This window comes from Saliphagus sp. GCM10025317 (genome assembly GCF_042663665.1).
GTDB lineage: Archaea > Halobacteriota > Halobacteria > Halobacteriales > Natrialbaceae > Natronosalvus.
In genome coordinates this window covers 26,282-43,176 of record NZ_JBHTAQ010000007.1, presented here as the reverse complement: position 1 = coordinate 43,176, position 16,895 = coordinate 26,282, and the positions used below count along the sequence as shown (strand labels likewise).

13 protein-coding genes and 6 pseudogenes are annotated in these 16,895 nt (G+C 65.0%); 15 read left to right on the top strand and 4 right to left on the bottom strand.

All coding sequences use genetic code 11. The features are described 5' to 3' along the window. Positions 1–44: 44 nt before the first annotated feature. From ACFQS4_RS14785 to ACFQS4_RS14765, 5 genes and pseudogenes are all read left to right on the top strand, one after another. Positions 45–1,139, top strand: coding sequence for an RAD55 family ATPase (locus ACFQS4_RS14785; protein ID WP_497902090.1), 1,095 nt, complete (start codon positions 45–47; stop codon positions 1,137–1,139). Between the two features lie 72 nt (positions 1,140–1,211). After that, positions 1,212–1,868, top strand: coding sequence for a ribonuclease HII (gene rnhB, locus ACFQS4_RS14780; protein ID WP_500193842.1), 657 nt, complete (start codon positions 1,212–1,214; stop codon positions 1,866–1,868). A 26-nt stretch (positions 1,869–1,894) separates the two neighbouring features. Then, a complete protein-coding gene (locus tag ACFQS4_RS14775) occupies positions 1,895–2,491 on the top strand; it encodes a class I SAM-dependent methyltransferase (RefSeq protein WP_497902092.1) in 597 nt (198 codons plus the stop codon). Positions 2,492–2,528: 37 nt separating this feature from the next. Continuing rightward, a pseudogene (locus ACFQS4_RS14770) lies at positions 2,529–2,711 on the top strand (DUF5810 domain-containing protein); the annotation flags it as partial. A gap of 330 nt (positions 2,712–3,041) precedes the next feature. Next, entirely contained in the window at positions 3,042–3,452 is a 411-nt protein-coding gene (locus ACFQS4_RS14765) for a DUF5809 family protein (RefSeq protein ID WP_497902094.1), read from the top strand. Positions 3,453–3,710: 258 nt separating this feature from the next. On the opposite strand, the gene ACFQS4_RS14760 is transcribed toward ACFQS4_RS14765, so the two are convergent. After that, positions 3,711–4,031, bottom strand: coding sequence for a hypothetical protein (locus tag ACFQS4_RS14760; protein ID WP_497902095.1), 321 nt, complete (start codon positions 4,029–4,031; stop codon positions 3,711–3,713). 208 nt (positions 4,032–4,239) lie between these two features. On the opposite strand from ACFQS4_RS14760, the gene ACFQS4_RS14755 reads away from it, so the two are divergent. From ACFQS4_RS14755 to ACFQS4_RS14745, 3 genes and pseudogenes are all read left to right on the top strand, one after another. After that, a complete protein-coding gene (locus ACFQS4_RS14755; RefSeq protein WP_497902096.1) occupies positions 4,240–4,671 on the top strand; it encodes a hypothetical protein in 432 nt (143 codons plus the stop codon). Further along, positions 4,661–5,245 (top strand): annotated as a pseudogene (locus ACFQS4_RS14750) (NUDIX hydrolase); the annotation flags it as partial. The gene ACFQS4_RS14755 and the pseudogene ACFQS4_RS14750, both read left to right, overlap by 11 nt. A gap of 52 nt (positions 5,246–5,297) precedes the next feature. Further along, positions 5,298–5,645, top strand: a pseudogene (locus ACFQS4_RS14745) (rhodanese-like domain-containing protein); the annotation flags it as partial. Between the two features lie 618 nt (positions 5,646–6,263). Here the strand turns inward: ACFQS4_RS14745 and yciH are convergent. Beyond that, entirely contained in the window at positions 6,264–6,557 is a 294-nt protein-coding gene (gene yciH, locus ACFQS4_RS14740; protein ID WP_253431440.1) for a stress response translation initiation inhibitor YciH, read from the bottom strand. Between the two features lie 138 nt (positions 6,558–6,695). Here yciH and ACFQS4_RS14735 point away from each other — a divergent pair. Continuing rightward, positions 6,696–7,150 (top strand): annotated as a pseudogene (locus ACFQS4_RS14735) (PPC domain-containing DNA-binding protein). Position 7,151: 1 nt separating this feature from the next. Beyond that, positions 7,152–10,730, top strand: a pseudogene (locus tag ACFQS4_RS14730) (DNA polymerase II large subunit). 101 nt (positions 10,731–10,831) lie between these two features. Here the strand turns inward: ACFQS4_RS14730 and ACFQS4_RS14725 are convergent. Then, entirely contained in the window at positions 10,832–11,833 is a 1,002-nt protein-coding gene (locus ACFQS4_RS14725; protein WP_497902097.1) for a lipid II:glycine glycyltransferase FemX, read from the bottom strand. Positions 11,834–12,146: 313 nt separating this feature from the next. On the opposite strand from ACFQS4_RS14725, the gene ACFQS4_RS14720 reads away from it, so the two are divergent. The 3 genes from ACFQS4_RS14720 (at position 12,147) to ddfA (ending at position 13,667) form a co-directional block, all read left to right on the top strand. Then, positions 12,147–12,428 carry a WNWW family protein gene (locus tag ACFQS4_RS14720; protein ID WP_497902098.1) on the top strand — a complete coding sequence of 94 codons (282 nt, stop codon included), beginning with the start codon at positions 12,147–12,149 and terminating at the stop codon, positions 12,426–12,428. Positions 12,429–12,787: 359 nt separating this feature from the next. Further along, positions 12,788–13,273: an Lrp/AsnC family transcriptional regulator gene (locus ACFQS4_RS14715; protein WP_497902099.1), complete on the top strand. Its 486-nt coding sequence runs from the start codon at positions 12,788–12,790 to the stop codon at positions 13,271–13,273. 121 nt (positions 13,274–13,394) lie between these two features. Further along, positions 13,395–13,667, top strand: coding sequence for a DdfA family disk-determining factor (gene ddfA, locus ACFQS4_RS14710; RefSeq protein ID WP_497902100.1), 273 nt, complete (start codon positions 13,395–13,397; stop codon positions 13,665–13,667). 153 nt (positions 13,668–13,820) lie between these two features. Here ddfA and ACFQS4_RS14705 read toward each other — a convergent pair whose 3' ends face one another. Further along, complete coding sequence (locus ACFQS4_RS14705) at positions 13,821–14,129, bottom strand: DUF7968 family protein (protein ID WP_500193831.1); 309 nt, start codon at positions 14,127–14,129, stop codon at positions 13,821–13,823. Between the two features lie 211 nt (positions 14,130–14,340). Between ACFQS4_RS14705 and secF the strand changes: the two genes are divergently transcribed. Together secF and ACFQS4_RS14695 are read left to right on the top strand one after the other, a co-directional pair. Continuing rightward, a complete protein-coding gene (secF, locus tag ACFQS4_RS14700) occupies positions 14,341–15,219 on the top strand; it encodes a protein translocase subunit SecF (protein ID WP_497902102.1) in 879 nt (292 codons plus the stop codon). Then, a pseudogene (locus tag ACFQS4_RS14695) lies at positions 15,216–16,804 on the top strand (preprotein translocase subunit SecD). Before secF ends, ACFQS4_RS14695 begins: the two are co-directional and overlap by 4 nt. The last annotated feature ends 91 nt before the right edge of the window (positions 16,805–16,895 follow it).

The following is a 16,895-nucleotide window of genomic DNA, read 5'->3' as shown; positions in this document are numbered from 1 at the left end:
TCGACGCGCGCACATTCTTGTGCCAGGGAGGCAAAACGCACCGCATGAACGACGCGTCGGCGACGGACGAGACTCGCTGTGCGTTCTGTGGACACGCGTGCCCACTCGAGCCGGTTACCGGAGACGGCGAGGGAGCGGACCCGGACCGGGTCTTCTGCTCGCGCGCCTGCCGCGACGCCTTTCGGGAGAACGAAGACGGGTCCCGGAAAGAAAACGGACACCGAACGCTCGAGACGGGCGTCGCCGCTCTCGAGGCGAGCCTCCCGCAGGGGCTCCCGCGAAACTCGTTCGTCCTCCTGGTGGGCAACTCCGGAACCCGCGAGGAGGCCATCCAGGCCGAACTGGTCTGGCGCGCGCTCGAGCGCGACGAACCGGCGATCGTGGTGGCGTTCACCGAACCACCCACGTCGGTCGTCGAGAACTTCCTCGCGATGGACTGGAACGTCCTCCCCTACCTCGAGTCCGGCCAGCTTCGCGTCCTCGACTGCTTTACCTCCAGGATGGACGACCCCGAGCGCCTTCACGACCGGATGACCGAGTGGAATACCCACCTGCGGCGCGTCGTCGAGCCGCAGACGGCCACCGTCCGCGATCCGGGCGACGCCCACGAGGTGCTGAACGTCCTCGACAACGGCCTCGAGGACCTCGAGATGATCGAGACGGGGCTGGTCGTCGTCGACTCCATCGCGGAGTTCGCCTCGCTCGTCCAGCCCGTCCAGGCCTACGACTTCGTCCGGGACGCCCGCGCCGAGGTCTGCAAAGGCCGGTTCGTGCCGCTGATCGCCGGGGGAACGGTCGCGGGCGGCGAGGAAGTCTTCCCCCGGAACCTCGCGTACGCCGTCGATGGTGTGGTCGACCTCGCGCTCGACAACTCGATCGTCGAGGACACGCTCTTTCGTCGGCTCCGGGTGCGCAAGCTCCGAGGCGTTCTCGCGATCAGCGAGTGGCACACCTACGAGTACACGAGCGGACTCGGCATGGTGACCTTCGATCCGCTTGAGGAACTCGAGGGCGACCACGATGACGGTGACAGTGGTGGAGAATCGGACGATGGGACGAGCGGGACGAACGATCCGCGAGACGACGTCGGTGGAAGCGAACACATCGACGAGCCCAACGTCGAGGAACGGAACAGCTAACTGTTCCAGCCGAAATCCTCCGTCAATGCCCTTCGGTGTCGACGAGGCGGCAAAGGCCCCGTCTTCGGGTCCATGTTCGCCGCCGCGGTCTGGGCCCCGACTCGAGACGCCCTCCCCGACGGCGTCGCCGACTCCAAGCGCCTCTCGCTGGAGCGACGGGAGACCCTGGCCGAGACCATCCGCGCGGACGCTCGACTTCGGGTCGGCGTCGCCGAAATTACCACCGACCGGATCGACGCCCCCGACACCGACATGAATGGCCTGGCCGTCGAGGCCCACGCGAGCGCGCTCGAGGGGGCCGTCGAGGCTTCCGGGGCTGCCGAGGCCGCCGGGGAGTCTCCATCCACCCTCGAGCACGGGGGAACGTCGGAACCGCCGGTCGTCCACTGCGACGCCTGCGACACCGACGCCGAGCGCTTCGCCCGCCGGGTCGCCGACGCCTGCGCCCTCGAGACCACGGTCGAGGCGACCCACGGCGCCGACGACGACGACCCGCTCGTGGGTGCCGCGAGCATCGTCGCCAAGGTCGAACGTGACGCCCACGTCGCCGCAATCGCCGACGAGTACGGCGAGGTCGGCAGCGGCTACCCTTCCGACCCGACCACGCGGGCGTTCCTGGAGGAGTACGTCGCGAGATGTGGAGCGTTGCCGCCGTTCGCCCGCGCGTCGTGGTCGACCTGCGCCGACGTGCTCGCCGACGCCGAACAGACCGGACTCGGGCAATTTTGACGTACCCCCGCCCGAAATACGCCGGCATGAGCGAAGACGACGTCGCTCGAACCCTGCGAACCTACGAATCGGACGCCGACGCCTACGTCGAGAAGTACCGAACCGAGTCGGTGCTCGCCCGGTACGGCGAGGCGTTCCTCGAGGCGCTCGAGACCACCGGCGGACAGCGCGTTCTGGACGTCGGCTGTGGCCCCGGCGTGGACTCGGCGGCGCTCGAGGCCCGCGGATACGACGTCGTCGGTCTGGATCTGACCGAGTCGTTCCTCCGGGCGGCGACGGAGGACGTCCCTTCGGCGTCGTTCCTCCGGGGCGACATGCGCGCACTCCCGGTCGCGACCGGCGCGGTCGAGGGCCTCTGGGCGTGTGCGTCATTTCTCCACGTCCCCCGGGCGGACGCGCCCGCGACGCTCCGCGAGTTCCGACGGGTGCTCGACACCGACGGCGTCCTGTACCTCTCCGTAAAGAGACCCGACCTGGCCGCCCGCGACGAGAGCGACCGCCACTTCGAGCCATACCAGCCGAGAGCGGTCCACGACCTGCTCGAGACGGCCGGCTTCGAACGGGTGACGGTGACCGAACTGGACGGGTGGGTCTCCGCACTGGCCCGCACGCCCGCCCGATAGCAATCGACTTTTTGGGTCCCGCGTCGTAGCGCGATTCATGGGATACGTCTGTCCAATCTGTGAGGCGGGCGTCACCGACGGCCGCCAGCTCGCCGACCACCTCGCGGTCACCGCGTCGCTCGGCCGCACGGCTCACCTCGAGTGGCTCGAGGAGCACGTCCCCGACTGGGGCTCGAGAACGCGAGACGAACTCGCCGACGCCGTCACCCCGCACGCGCTCGAGGTGGAGTTACCGGTCTCGGAAGACGCTTCCGAGGGGCCAAGGGTGCAGTCGGGGCGGGGGGCGAACGCGAGGAACCAGAGAGGCCCGAAGGGCCCCAGACTCGAGGACGCCATCGCCCAGCAGGCACAGGAACCGGGGCGCGGAGACGTGACCACCGAAACCAGGGACGTCCTCGAAGAGGCGAGGGCGTTGACGGCTCGAATGGAGGGCGACGGGCGGCGCGGGTCGAGCGCCGCAACGGGGAATCGCCCGTCGAAGACGAGCACGAAGACGAGACCGGAAACGAAAACGAAAACGCGTAACTGTCCTCTCGCCAACCGTCTCGACATGCACACCGTCGGTACCTTCGCCCCCGGCACCCTCGAGGACGCGAGCGAGCAGTACGAATTGGTCGGTCCCGCCGCCCAGACCGTCGTCCGCGAGGTCGCCAAATCCATGGACTTCGACCGCGAGGAGTACGCCGACCGCGTCTCGAGAGACGTAGTGGAGACGGCTCGAGACGCCCTGTTCGCGAGTTTGCTCGAGGTTCGCGTCGGCACCCGCAAGGAGTACGAGGACTGGCGCGAGGCGTACGACGGCGAGGTGATCGAGGCGGGAAGCGAGCACGTCGACCACGTGGTCTGGCACGCCGCCCCGACCGGCGAGGCCGTCGCCGCGACCTTTCAAGAGAAGGAGGAGGCCGCCATCGCGACGCTTCGGCGTCAGGCGTTCGGCCGACTGTACCGTGACCAGCTATAGGATCTTTTCAAGTGTCGCATCGGCCACCGGGTGGACGTAGCGCGTCATCTGGTGAGAACGTTCGAGCGAACCATCCCGGGTGAGCGGCGAAGAGCGCGTGCACCAGCGTCTCGAGATCACGGCGTTCGTGGAGTGACGCGACGAGTGATCGTGGCCATCGCTCTCAGGGGGTTGCTATACGAATCGAAAGGGGTTGCTGCACGAGAGGAAGGCGGCTTCGCGTAACGACGCGGAGACCGGCGTCCGTAGGGACGGCAATCAGGACGAGTTTGGACCTGAACCCGAATCCGGATCCGAGCGGAAATTCGAATCCGAACGCGACCCCAAGTCCGAACTCGAGTCGTCGACCACCTCGAACGTCGTTCCGCCGCACCGGCAGCCCTCTCGTCGCCCTATCGGGCGAATTTTTTCGTCGGACCACCGCTCCGCCGCGTACGCCGCCCCGCAAGACGTACAGATCGCTGCGACTTTCTGCACGCGTTCACGCTCGTGATCGCTGTCGACGCCATCTTCGTCTTCACCTGCGACTTCGTCTGACGCCGGTTCGGCGGCGTCGTCTCCCGCAACCTGGTCGTCCATGTGGGCCCCTAGAGGGGCCACAACGGGATAGCAATCATGCGGTGACCTCGAGGGTATTTATATAAGCGTGCTGGCGCGTTTCACGGCCTGCGTTCGCTATCACTTGCGCGAGAGCGTTCTCGAGACGACGGAGCGCCGGCGGAAGCCAACGGAACCCGACGAAGCAACGACGAAACGCGTATCCTCCGTCGGTCCCGAATGTCGAATAATGCGTCGACGGACCCTCCTCCTCGTTTCGGCCTTCGTACTCGTGCCACTCGTCCTCTTGGTCGCCCTCGGCGCCGTCCCCGCGCTGATCGGCGGCGGGGACGTCTACTACGTGGTCGCGAACGAGGTCGACCTCGAGGATGGGGAACCGCCAGAGGCGAACGTCACGGGTACGATCGCCGCTGAGAACCTCTCGGAGAACCGCTTCCCGTACACGACGGGCGCGCTCGAGGACGGTCGCTCGGCGGCCTACGAAGAGGGGCGATTCGGCTTCGAGTCGGCGTTCACGCACACGCCGTTCGACGAGTTCTCCGAGTTCGAGACGTGGAACCGCGCAGCGACCGACCCCGAGGCAGACGTGGTCTACCTCGAGCGAAACGGTACCTACTACCGCCTCGAGATCACACCAGCTAGCGATGTCGATGGACCCTGACGACACGGACGACGGGGGTGCCGACGCCAACTCGGGAACCACCGAGGATGCACCGGCGTGGCCCGTGCTCGAGTCGCAGACCGAGTACGAAACCGGCTGGTACGACGGCGGCTACGATCTGGTTGAACAGCCCAATGGCTCCGAGAAGCGCTACTACTGGGCCGACCTCCCCCCGGCAGTGGTGATCGTCGCCGCGACCGACGAGTCGATCCTGTTCGTCGAGCAGTACCGCCCCGCGATTCGAGAGACGCACCTCGAGTTGCCCGCGGGTATCGTCGAGGACGGCGAGTCCTACACCGCCGCGGCCGCGCGCGAACTCGAGGAGGAAACCGGCTTTCGCCCCTCGAGTCTCGCCCTCTTGCAGGAGTACCGCGTCGCGACGGGCGTCCTTCGCCACGACCGCGGCGTGGTCTACGCGGAGGGACTCGAACCCGGCGAGCGCGACCTGGACGGCAACGAGTTCCTCGAGGTGCGGACGATTCCGAAGGGCGAGGCGCTGGCTCGAGCGCGCGAGCACCCGGCGAACGACTCGACGCTGAGCGCACTGTTGCTGGCCCGCGAGGACGGGTTGCTCAGGGACCAAGAGCATCGTTTAACCCGCTCGAGACCCAACCCCGACCAACACGATGGACGGCGAAATCTCCACCGACGACGTCTCGGCACTGCTCGAGTCCGACGCCGACGTGCGGATCGTCGACATTCGCGACCAGGCGAGCTTCAAACGTGGCCACATTCCCGGCAGCGAGAACGTCCCGTTTCACGAGATAACAGCGAAAATCGAGGACTTCGACGACGCTGACCGGATCGTCACCGTCTGCCCGCACGGGCAGGCGAGCGTTCAGGCGGCACGGCTCATCGGCTCCTACGAGGGGAGCGCGGACGCCCGCGTCGAGAGCATGGTCGGGGGACTCGAGGCCTGGGCCAAGGCCTACGAGTTGGCGGCCGACGACGGCGAGGACAGCGAGGGCAGCGAGGGCAACGAGCGAGACGGGCGAGGTGAGCGAGACGAGGACGACGAACGCGAACACAGTACTCGAGGGAACGCTGACTCGAGCGCGCCGTTCTGATTCTGCGACCGGAGATCGACTCGCGGTCGCCGCAGGGTAATCACTGTACCAGTCCCCGAACCGACCTGGCGGACGCGACTCGAGTGAGGCGAGACGCGGATGACGACCACCCCGTTGTAACGACCCTGACTATGACGGCCGAACAACCATCCCTGTGAATGATTCACATACGAATGGTCTGGTTCCGCATCGCACCACAATGGGACAGACCGTCAGGATTTCAGCGGGCTGAGAGCCGTATCAGCACCCGGCCACACCCCCCACGTGGCCGGTTTTGCTGTCGGCGTATTCGAATCCTCGAGAGAGTGGTTTGAAGACGACGTCGTTACTCGAGGTACCGGTCCGAAGACGACACTGCTACTCGAGTTGTACGACTCGAGGCGTGTTCGGACGCGTCGCACGAAAAACGGGAGAGCGGCGTCGCTGCTCGAGGCCCTCGTCGAAACGAAAAACCGCACCGCAGGCGCTAGTTTCGTTCGGTTCGCGACCCGCCATGGATCGGAAGTCCGGTCAGAGCATCGACGGTCAGGCGACGTTGAATCCGCGATCGCGGAGGAAGTCCTCGATGCGGCCGCGGTGGTTGCCCTGGAGTTCGATGTGACTGTCCTCGACGGTACCGCCACAGGCGAACTTCGATTTCAGATCCGACGACAGACTGTCGAGATCGACGTCTTTGGGGTCGAATCCTTCGATGACCGTTACCTCTTTACCGTATCTGCGCTCGTCAATGCGGATGGTGAGTTGCTGCTGGCCCTTGGCCACGTCCTCGCAGACGCAGAGTTCCTGGGGCAGCCCGCACGTCGAGCAGACTTCCGACATTACGTTCGCCCGTACGGAATGAGCATATTAAACACTATCGGGACCGCAACCGACTTCCGACTCTCGTGACCGCAACCGTCTTCGGCCTCCAGCAGTCGGACGCTCGACCCACCGCTGCCCGAAGCTGCCTGACAACCGATGGGATTTTCCCGTCTGCGCGTCCAGGGTGTTGGCATGAACTATCGCGCAGTCGAACCGACGGGAGAGTACGTCGCCAGCCTCGACCACGGCGCCGACTGGCGGGCCGAGATCGAGTCGCTCGCGACCGAGGTCGACGCCGACGCCGCCTGGTTCACCGCCCTCGGCGCCGTCCAGGACGCCGAAATCTGGTTCTACGACCAGGACACCCTCGAGTACGAACCCGTGACCTTCGACGAACCGCTCGAGGTAGCCAGTTGCGTGGGGAACGTCTCCTGGCTGGAGGAGACCGGTTCGCCCACACCCACGCCGTCCTCTCGCGACCCGACGGTACGGCCCTCGCGGGCCACCTGAACGCCGCGACCGTCTTCGCGGGCGAAGTGTACATGCGCACCTTCGAGGAGCCCCTCGAGCGCGAGCACGACGAGACCACCGACCTCGACCTCTGGCTCTAACATGCGGGCCGAGGACGAGCGCTACTTCGAGACGCTCGAATCCCAGCTCGAAGAGGCCATGGACGTCGCCGAAACCGCCAAGCAGCGAGGCGACGACCCGAAGCCAGAAGTCGAGATTCCGGTCGCGAAAGACATGGCCGACCGCGTCGAGAACATCCTCGGGATCGACGGCGTCGCCGAGCGCGTGCGCGAACTCGAGGGCCAGATGTCCCGCGAAGAGGCCGCCCTCGCGCTCGCGGAAGACTTCGCCGACGGTTCCGTCGGTGACTACGAGACGAAAGCCGGGAAGGTCGAGGGCGCGGTCCGGACGGCCGTCGCGCTCCTGACCGAGGGGGTCGTCGCGGCACCGATCGAGGGGATCGACAAGGTCGAGATCCTCACCAACGACGACGGCACCGAGTTCGTCAACGTCTACTACGCTGGCCCGATCCGGTCAGCGGGCGGGACCGCCCAGGCACTCTCGGTGCTGGTCGCGGACTACACCCGCGCGCTGGTCGGGCTCGAGACCTACGAGGCCCGTCAGGAGGAGATTGAACGCTACGCCGAGGAGGTCGGCCTCTACGACAAGGAGACCGGGTTGCAGTACTCCCCAAAGGACGAGGAGACGAAGTTCATCGCTAAACACCTCCCGATCATGCTCGACGGCGAGGCCACGGGCGACGAGGAGGTCTCGGGCTTTCGGGATCTCGAGCGCGTCGACACCAACTCCGCCCGCGGCGGGATGTGTCTGGTGATGGCCGAAGGGATCGCGCTGAAAGCCCCCAAGATCCAGCGCTATACGTCCCAGCTCGACGAAATCGACTGGCCGTGGCTCCAGGATCTGATCGACGGGACCTACTACGACGACGGTGCGTCAGCGAATGAAGGCGAGGACGAGGATGGAGGCGACGGCGGAGAAGGCGAGGGAGACGAGGAGACAAACGCTGACGACTCGAGTCCCGACTCCGAGGAAGACGATCGACCGTCGGGACCCCCGCGCGTCGAACCCGCCACGAAGTTCCTCCGGGACCTGATCGCCGGCCGCCCCGTCTTCTCACACCCCTGCGCCGAGGGCGGCTTCCGCCTGCGCTACGGCCGCGCGCGCAACCACGGCTTCGCGACCGCGGGCGTCCACCCCGCCTCGATGCACATTCTGGACGACTTCCTCGCGACGGGCACCCAGATCAAGACCGAGCGCCCCGGCAAGGCCGCCGGGGTGATTCCCGTCGACAGCATCGAAGGCCCCACCGTCCGCCTGGCCAACGGCGACGTCCGACAGATCGACGACGTCGAGGAGGCCCTCGAGGTCCGCAACGGGATCGAGAAGATCCTGGACGCCGGCGAGTACCTGGTCAACTACGGCGAGTTCGTCGAGAACAACCACGCGCTCGCGCCCGCCGCCTACGCCGTCGAGTGGTGGGTCCAGGACCTCGAGGCCGCCGGTGCGGACGTCCAGGCGCTCGAGGACGACCCCCGGATCGACCTCGAGGACCCGCCCGCCGAGCAGGTCCTCGAGTGGGCGCTCGAGTACGACGCCCCGCTCCATCCGAAATACACCTACCAGTGGCACGACCTCTCGGTCGAGGCCTTCGTCGGGCTGGCCGAGGCCGTCAGCGACGGAACGGTCGAGGATGGGGGCGCAGGTGGCGAGACGCTCGTCCTCGAGCACACCGACGCCGTCCGCGAGGCGCTCGAGACCATCGTCGTCGAACACCGCCAGCGCCCCGACCGGATCGAGGTCGACGACTGGGAGCCGTTCGTTCGCAGTCTGGGACTGACAGTGGATCTGGAGCGCACCTGGTCACTCGAAGACCTGAGCGAGCGCGCTCGCGCGTGGGGCGTACACGAAGACGGCGACAACGCCATCGAGGCGGTCAACGAGGTCGCCTCCTTCACGGTTCGGGAGCGCGCGCCGACCCGCATCGGCACGCGGATGGGTCGGCCCGAGAAGTCCGAGCGCCGGGACCTCAGCCCGCCCGTCCACACCCTCTTTCCCATCGGCGAGGCCGGCGGCGCCCAGCGCAACGTCGCCGACGCCGGAAAGTACGCCGAGACGATGAGCGACACGCCCGGCGTCGTCGAACTCGAGATCGGCCGCAAGCGCTGCGAGGCCTGCGGCGAGGAGACGTTCAAGAACCGCTGTCCGGAGTGCAACGAGCGGACCGTCCCAGACTACGAGTGCCCCTCCTGTGAGTCCCGGGTCGACCCGGACGAGGCGGGCCGCGTCGAGTGCGACCGCTGTGAGATCGAGGCCACCTGCGTCGAGTACACCGAGGTCGACGTCCACGAGGTCTACCGAGACGCCCTCGAGGCCGTCGGTGAGCGCGAGAACGCCTTCGAGATCCTCAAGGGCGTGAAGGGACTCACCTCGACGACCAAGGTGCCGGAGCCGATGGAGAAGGGCATCCTTCGGGCGAAACACGACGTCTCGACGTTCAAAGACGGCACCGTCCGCTACGACATGACCGACCTCCCCGTGACGGCCGTGCGGGCCAGCGAACTCGACGTGACGGTCGGCCAGCCGAGGCGCTGGGCTACGAGGAGGACGTCCACGGCGAACCGCTGACCCACGCCGATCAGCTGGTCGAGCTCAAGGTCCAGGACATCGTCCTCTCGGACGGCGCGGCCGAGCACATGATGCAGACCGCCGATTTCATCGACGACCTGCTCGCGCAGTACTACGGGCTCGAGCCGTTCTACGAGATCGACGATCGCCAGGAGCTCGTCGGCGAGCTCGTATTTGGTATGGCACCGCACACCTCCGCGGCTACTGTCGGGAGAGTGATCGGTTTCACGAGCGCCGCCGTCGGCTATGCACACCCGTTTTTCCACGCAGCAAAAAGACGAAATTGCGACGGTGACGAGGACTGTGTCATGCTCCTCATGGACGGCTTGTTGAACTTTAGTATTAGTTTCTTGCCAGACAAACGAGGCGGGCGCATGGACGCTCCCCTCGTTATGTCCTCGAGAATCGACCCCTCCGAGATCGACGACGAGGCCCACAACATGGACGTCGTCTCCCGCTATCCCCGCGAGTTCTACGAGGCCACCCTCGAGCAGGCCGACCCGGGCGACGTGGAGGACATCGTCGAAATCGCCGAAGACACCCTGGGAACCGACCACGAGTACACCGGCTTCGGGCACACCCACGACACCACCGACATCGCCATGGGGCCGGACCTGTCGGCCTACAAGACGCTCGGGTCGATGATGGACAAGATGGACGCCCAGCCGGCTGGCGCGCAAACTCGAGGCCGTCGACGAGACGGACGTCGCCGAGCGGGTCATCGAGTACCACTTCCTGCCCGACCTCATCGGCAACCTGCGGGCGTTCTCGCGCCAGGAGACGCGGTGTCTCGACTGCGGGGAGAAGTTCCGACGGATGCCCCTGACCGAGGTCTGCCGGGAGTGTGGCGGCCGCGTCAATCTGACCGTCCACAAGGGGTCGGTCAACAAGTACATGCAGACCGCCATCGACGTCGCCGAGGAGTACGGCTGTCGGGACTACACCAAGCAACGGCTGGAAGTGCTCGAGAAGTCCCTCGAGAGCGTCTTCGAGAACGACAAGAACAAGCAAAGCGGCATCGCGGACTTCATGTGACCGCGGCTGGTGGTGAGCGACTCCGTTCGGACGTTCGTCGGATCAACTGCGCTTCTGTCTCGCGTCGCACGCCCCTGACGTGGCGCTTGGAGGCGGACCGGTTAACTCCGTAGGTTGTCGACGATATTCGTTTTGAACCCGCTGTACACGGTAGCCAGCGGACTCGACCAGGTCAGTCGGTGGTACATCCGGACCTCCGGGGCGAACTTCGCCTTGTACTCGGAGAGTCCGTAGAGGTTCGCCCCGCCGTGGTCGAGGCGCTCGAGGCCGCGGTCGCGCGCCTGACAGATGACGTGCCAGAGCATGAGGTCCATCACCGGGACGCTGTGGTCGCGATTGCTAACCCCCTGCCACGTGACCAGCGTTCTATCGTCTTCGATAGTTATCTGACCGCCGACGAGTTCGCCGTCGGCAACGAACCGGTACACGCGCATGATCCCGTCGGGAAGTGCGCCGTACAGGGCCGAAAAGAACGCCGGCGGTGCGGCGTACTCGTCGTGACGTTTCCGTAGCCCGTCGATGATAGCGGGTATCTCTGCGCCGTTCGTTTCCGTTATTTCGTAGCTGTCGTTCGGCGTGTTTCGAAGGTTTTGCCGGAGGTCGCTGCTGAACGTCATCAGCAAATCCTCTTCCGACGGCGTGAGATCGACGGCGTACGTGAAGTACGGCTTGCGAGCGGCGTACTCGTTCCAGAAGAACGGCCGCGGGTCGCCGTACTCCGTGCCGGTCTGAATGTGGATGTACGCTGGACCGATCGTTTCTCGAATCGCCTCGTCAACGGCCGCGACGAAGCGGTTGTGACGCCGCAACGCCTTCCGTTCTTTCAGCGACTCCTGGTTGAGCAGGACTGGCCCGAGGTAGTTGATTCGCAAACCGGTCGGCGGGGAATAGGCCGTTTGAACGGGGCCTTTCGATTTGGAGAACACCGGAAATATGCCGACCGGCTGGTTGCCTTTGTACCCAACGTACGGATACAGCGTTCCGGCGTAGTCTTCCATGACCTCCAGGGCCTCGTAGCGGTGGAAGGGCGTCCGATGGGGCGACTGTTCGACCAGGCTATTCCACTCGTCCGGGTCGTCTACGAGGGACACGTCGATGGTCATTTTCCTCACCGTATCGGCGTATTGGACGGCACGCAGCACTCCTACGGACGAGAACCCCGTGTAAAGTTCTTTCATGCATTTCGCTGAAGCGTATCGCAGTCGTCGTTGTTACCCTCGGCGACATGGAACGACCGGAGTCGTGACCACCAGCGGCGCGAACGGAGACGAACCAGTGACCAGTTTTTCAATCGCTCGCGAAGAATACAGGGTTGGTACACATGACACCCACAGACACTGCCGGAATCGCTACCCGTCGTCACCTGCACCGGAGAAAGCGTACAGTGCGCCAATCCGGTTTCGCGTGCTCACGACCGTGACCGTCGAGCCAGGCCCGCTCGAGGTTCGCCTCCGCGATCGTTTCGGCGGCACCGTTGGGGAATCACGCGTCGTCGTCCGCCAAGCCGTCGACCTCGCAGACTCCGGCCAGTACGAGGCCGACGTGGGCGCCGAGTTGACCACCGAGGCGGTGCTCGAGGAACTTGCCGATGCGCCCCACGGCACGCCCGCGGACCGGTGGAACTGGTGGATCGGGTCGCTCGAGGTCGCCTACGGAGGCTACGGCCAGTTTGGGATTCAGCGCTATCGCGACGGGTGAGGCGGGTGAGACGGATGAGAGGATGAGACCCTCGTCGTCGGTCGAAAACTGGCGTCGGGTAATGCTATAGATAGTATAGTTTTCTCGATGGTAATGCTATAGATAGTATAGTTTTCTCGATGGTAATGCTATAGATAGTATAGTTTTCTCGATGGTAATGCTATAGATAGTATAATGTCATTCGACGGTCGTCGATCGAACGCGCGCCGCATCAGCGGGTGACTCCACGACCAACAGGGGCCTCGAGGGCGAGTTGATCTGTAGCGATTGGAGATCGATTCGGCAACGCTCGATCTGGTAATGACGACCAGACATCTGCGCACACAAGATACACCGCTTCTTCCCCGGTACCGCCGAGCATGGGTGAACGACAGTCAGCACTCGACGAGGTTGACCGGGGGATCCTTCACATACTACAGACGGACGCCCGGAACAACAGAGCCAGGGAAATCGGGGAGGCCGTGGGCGTCTCCGCGAGCACCGTCCGGAATCGAATCGAAGCACTTGAGGACGAGGGCGTGATCAGGGGATACATTCCGAAGATCGACTACGAGCAGGCGGGCTATCAGCTGTCGATCCTCTTCACCTGCACCGCCAGCGATCCGTCCGAACCGCTCACCGAGGACTTGCTGGAAAAACACGGCGTCGTCTCCGTCCGGAAGCTGCTCGCCGGTCGGGAGAACTACCACATCAGAGTCGTCGGTACGGACACGAACGACGTGTCGAACATCGCGAACTCGATTCGCGAGTGCGGCCTCGAGATCGTTCGGTCGGACGTGCTCGACGACGAGTACGTCCAGCCGTTCGACCACTTCGGCAAGGACGTCCCCTCGAGAGAGGGGTGAGAAACGGTCTCGCCGGAAATTCAGCCCGTTTTCTGTGGAATAAGCAGCGTTCGATGGTAAAATCCAGGCCTTCCACAACTGGTGACGGGGTTTATACGTATCCAACGGCTGCCTAGCGATGATGGAATCCGTTTCACCCACGCAATCAGTCTCCTCCAGTTCGCCCGTCACGGCCGTCGTCGAACTCGTCGCAGATCGAGAAGGAACGGATCCGATGGAGCTACAGCCGCCGCTTTACGACGTGATCGACCCCGAGGCACTCAACGCGCTCTTCGCGCCGACCAGTCGCGGCCGACCGCGCGAATCCGGTCAGGTTTCGTTCGAGTACCTGGGCTACGACGTCACCGTCCGGGGGAACGGGGACGTTTCCGTGAGAAACAACACTGAACGGTAGCGACCACGAGCGGTCGTGGCGATCGGACCGGATCCATTATTCACTCGGGTCACACGCCCACAGCGGTGAGTGAGCCGTCTGATAGCCAAATATTCCTCGGCCCGCGCTCGCTAACTATCCCAGCTGTTCACCGCGCTCTGGACGCGAAACCGCTCACGAACGGCGTGGTCCGCCTGCACTTTGGACGCGCCAGCTCCCATCGAGGCCGCAGGCTTCCCTGACATCGTAGTCGATCTCGGTCTCCGGCCCGATTCGCGCCCCGCCGTCGACGGACTCGACGCGCAGGGGGACGTCGAGGGTGTTCCCACAGCAGCCGACGCCGACGAACTCCTCCCAGACGTCGCCCGGTTCCGCTCGCTCGCGAGTCTTGCGGAGGAACGCTCCGAACGAAGGCTTCTCGACCTGAAACCGCCCCCAGTCCGAGAGGTCCTCGGGGTACGAGAGGACCAGTCGAGCGGCCATCCGTGCGTCGGTCCCGTCCTCGTTCGGCTCCGCAACCGCGTCGCTCCCCGCAGTTCCGTCGCGTGCTGTACTCGTGTCACTCGAGTGTTTCATGCGCCGACTACGCGCTCGAGCGTGATGACGGGTTCCGTTTCGTTCACCGAGCCAGTACCTGAAATATCGTAATGGAATTGAGAAGGCTTACTTTCGCCGACGGCAACACCCAGGGTATATGGGGACTTTCGCGGTACCGGAAATCGATTACACCCGGTACACCAACCGCCAGCTGGCGGCGGTTCCACTCGCCGTCCTTGCCTTCGCGTTGCTCGTTCTCCTCGGCGGCTACGTCGTCTACGGCACGCCGGTCGAACTGGGCATGGACTTCGCCGGCGGAACCGAGTTGACGATCGAGACGACGAGTTCCGAAGCGGAGATCGAGGCCGCCTTCAGCGAGCAGCCCGAGTCGGTGCAGTCCGTCCAGGCCACCGAGAACCAGTACCTCGTGCAGTTCGCGCCGACCGACGCGGACGTACAGTCGGAGGCAGAGTCGAACCTCGAGCCCGTCTCCGGTAACGACCAGGTCGTCCAGCTCTCGGCGGAGACGTCGGCGAGTTTCGGGGCGGCCGCCCAGCAGACGGCGCTGCTCGGCCTCGGAGCCGCGTTCGTCGGGATGAGCGTCATCGCGTTCGTCCTCTTCCGGACGTTCGTTCCCTCCATCGCTATCGTCATCTCGGCGTTTTCCGACCTCGTGATCCCGCTCGCGTTCATGAACGTCCTCGGGATTCCACTGTCGCTCGGAACCGTCGCCGGACTCCTGTTGATCGTCGGGTACTCCGTCGACTCGGACATCCTGCTGAACAACCACATCCTCAGGCGCAGCGGTGACTTCTACGAGAGCACCCACCGGGCGATGCGCACCGGGATCACCATGACCGTCACGTCGATGGCGGCAATGTTGGTCATGGCCGTCGCCGCGTGGGCGCTCGGCGTCGAACTCCTGCTCTCGGTCGGCCTGATCCTCACCGTCGGGCTGGCAGCCGACCTGATGAACACCTACCTGCTGAACCTCAGCCTGCTTCGGTGGTACAAGTTCGAGGGGGTGGCCCGATGAGCGCCATCGGGTCGATCAAGGCGAACTGGCGCGTCCTGTTGTTGGTCGTCTTCCTTACCGTCGCGCTCGTCGCGCTCTTCCTTCCCGGTGGCGTCATGGGCGGTGAGGAGACGTACCCGACCAACGAGTCCGACTCGAGCATGCACAACCTCGAGTTCGGGCTCGGTCTCGACGGCGGGACGAAGATCAGCGCCCCGGTCGTGGGGATGCACGTCTCGGAGGTGAGCGTCGATGCCGAGGAACCCAACTGGATCGACGCGGCCAGGAGATCCAGGCCACGGTCTCGGAGGAACTGGACCTCGAGACCGGCGACGCCCTCGTCCGGACGGACCACCAGAACGGCGAGGTCAGCGTCGAAGTCTTCACCGGGAACGTCTCGGAAGCGGAGTTCGCCGCGGCGCTCCAGGAAGCCGGCATCGACGTCGCCGAAGAGGACGTCGAACAGGGCGTCACCCAGGCGACCCGCGACGACATCCAGACGACGATCCAGTTGCGGATCAACGAGGCCGGTCTCTCGGGCAGCCAGGTCTCCCAGGCCGAGATGGACGGCACCTACTACATCGTGACCGAGGCGCCCGCGATGACCACCGAGGAGCTTCGATCCCTGCTCGAGTACCGCGGAATCGTCGAGATCGTGATGCACTATCCCGACGGCGAGGGCGGCCAGCAAAACGAGACGGCGCTCGTTCAACAGGACTTCGGGAGCATCGGGACAGCCTCCTATAACGGCGAGGATGGGTACGACTACGTCCCCGTCACAGTCAACCCCGGCCCTGCCGAAGAGTACCAACAGCGGATGGTCGAGACCGGCTTCACCCAGAATCCCAGCAGTTGTAATTACGGAAACCCCGAGGCTGAAGGGTCGAACTACTGCCTGCTCACGATGGTCGACGGCGAGGTCATCGATGCCCACAGCGTCTCCCCGGGACTCGCCGCAGACATGGAAAGTGGTCAGTGGGCCAACGGCGGCCAGTTCCAGATGATCACGCCCAGCCAGCAGGAGGCCCAGACGCTCTCGATCAACCTCCGCGCCGGCGAACTGCGCGCGCCCCTCGACTTCGACCGGGCCCAGACGTACATGATCAGTCCCGCGCTGGCCGAGCAGTTCAAGAACTACTCGCTGCTGATCGGAATCCTGGCCGTTCTCACCGTCAGCGGCGTCGTCTACGTGCGCTACGGCGACCGACGCGTCGCCCTCCCGATGATCGTCACCGCCCTTTCGGAGGTCGTCATCCTCCTCGGCGTCGCCGCCCTCCTGCGGATGCCACTCGACCTCTCACACGTCGCCGGATTCATCGCCGTCGTCGGGACCGGGGTGGACGACCTGGTCATCATCGCCGACGAGGTGTTAGACGAGGGCGACGTCAACTCGAGGCGCGTCTTCGAGTCCCGGTTCCGGAAGGCGTTCTGGGTCATCGGGGCCGCGGCGGCGACGACGATCATCGCTATGTCGCCGCTGGCCGTGCTCAGCCTGGGCGACCTCCGCGGGTTCGCTATCATCACGATCCTGGGCGTGCTCGTCGGAGTTCTGATCACGCGACCGGCCTACGGGGACATCCTGCGCCGGTTGCTGACCGACAAGTAGCTCGTCGGTTTCGCGTTTCGCCCGCTAATCGTCTCGAGTCCTGAATCGATATCGAATGTCCTGGTCGGTTCTGGTGGAGAAGGCTAACTTT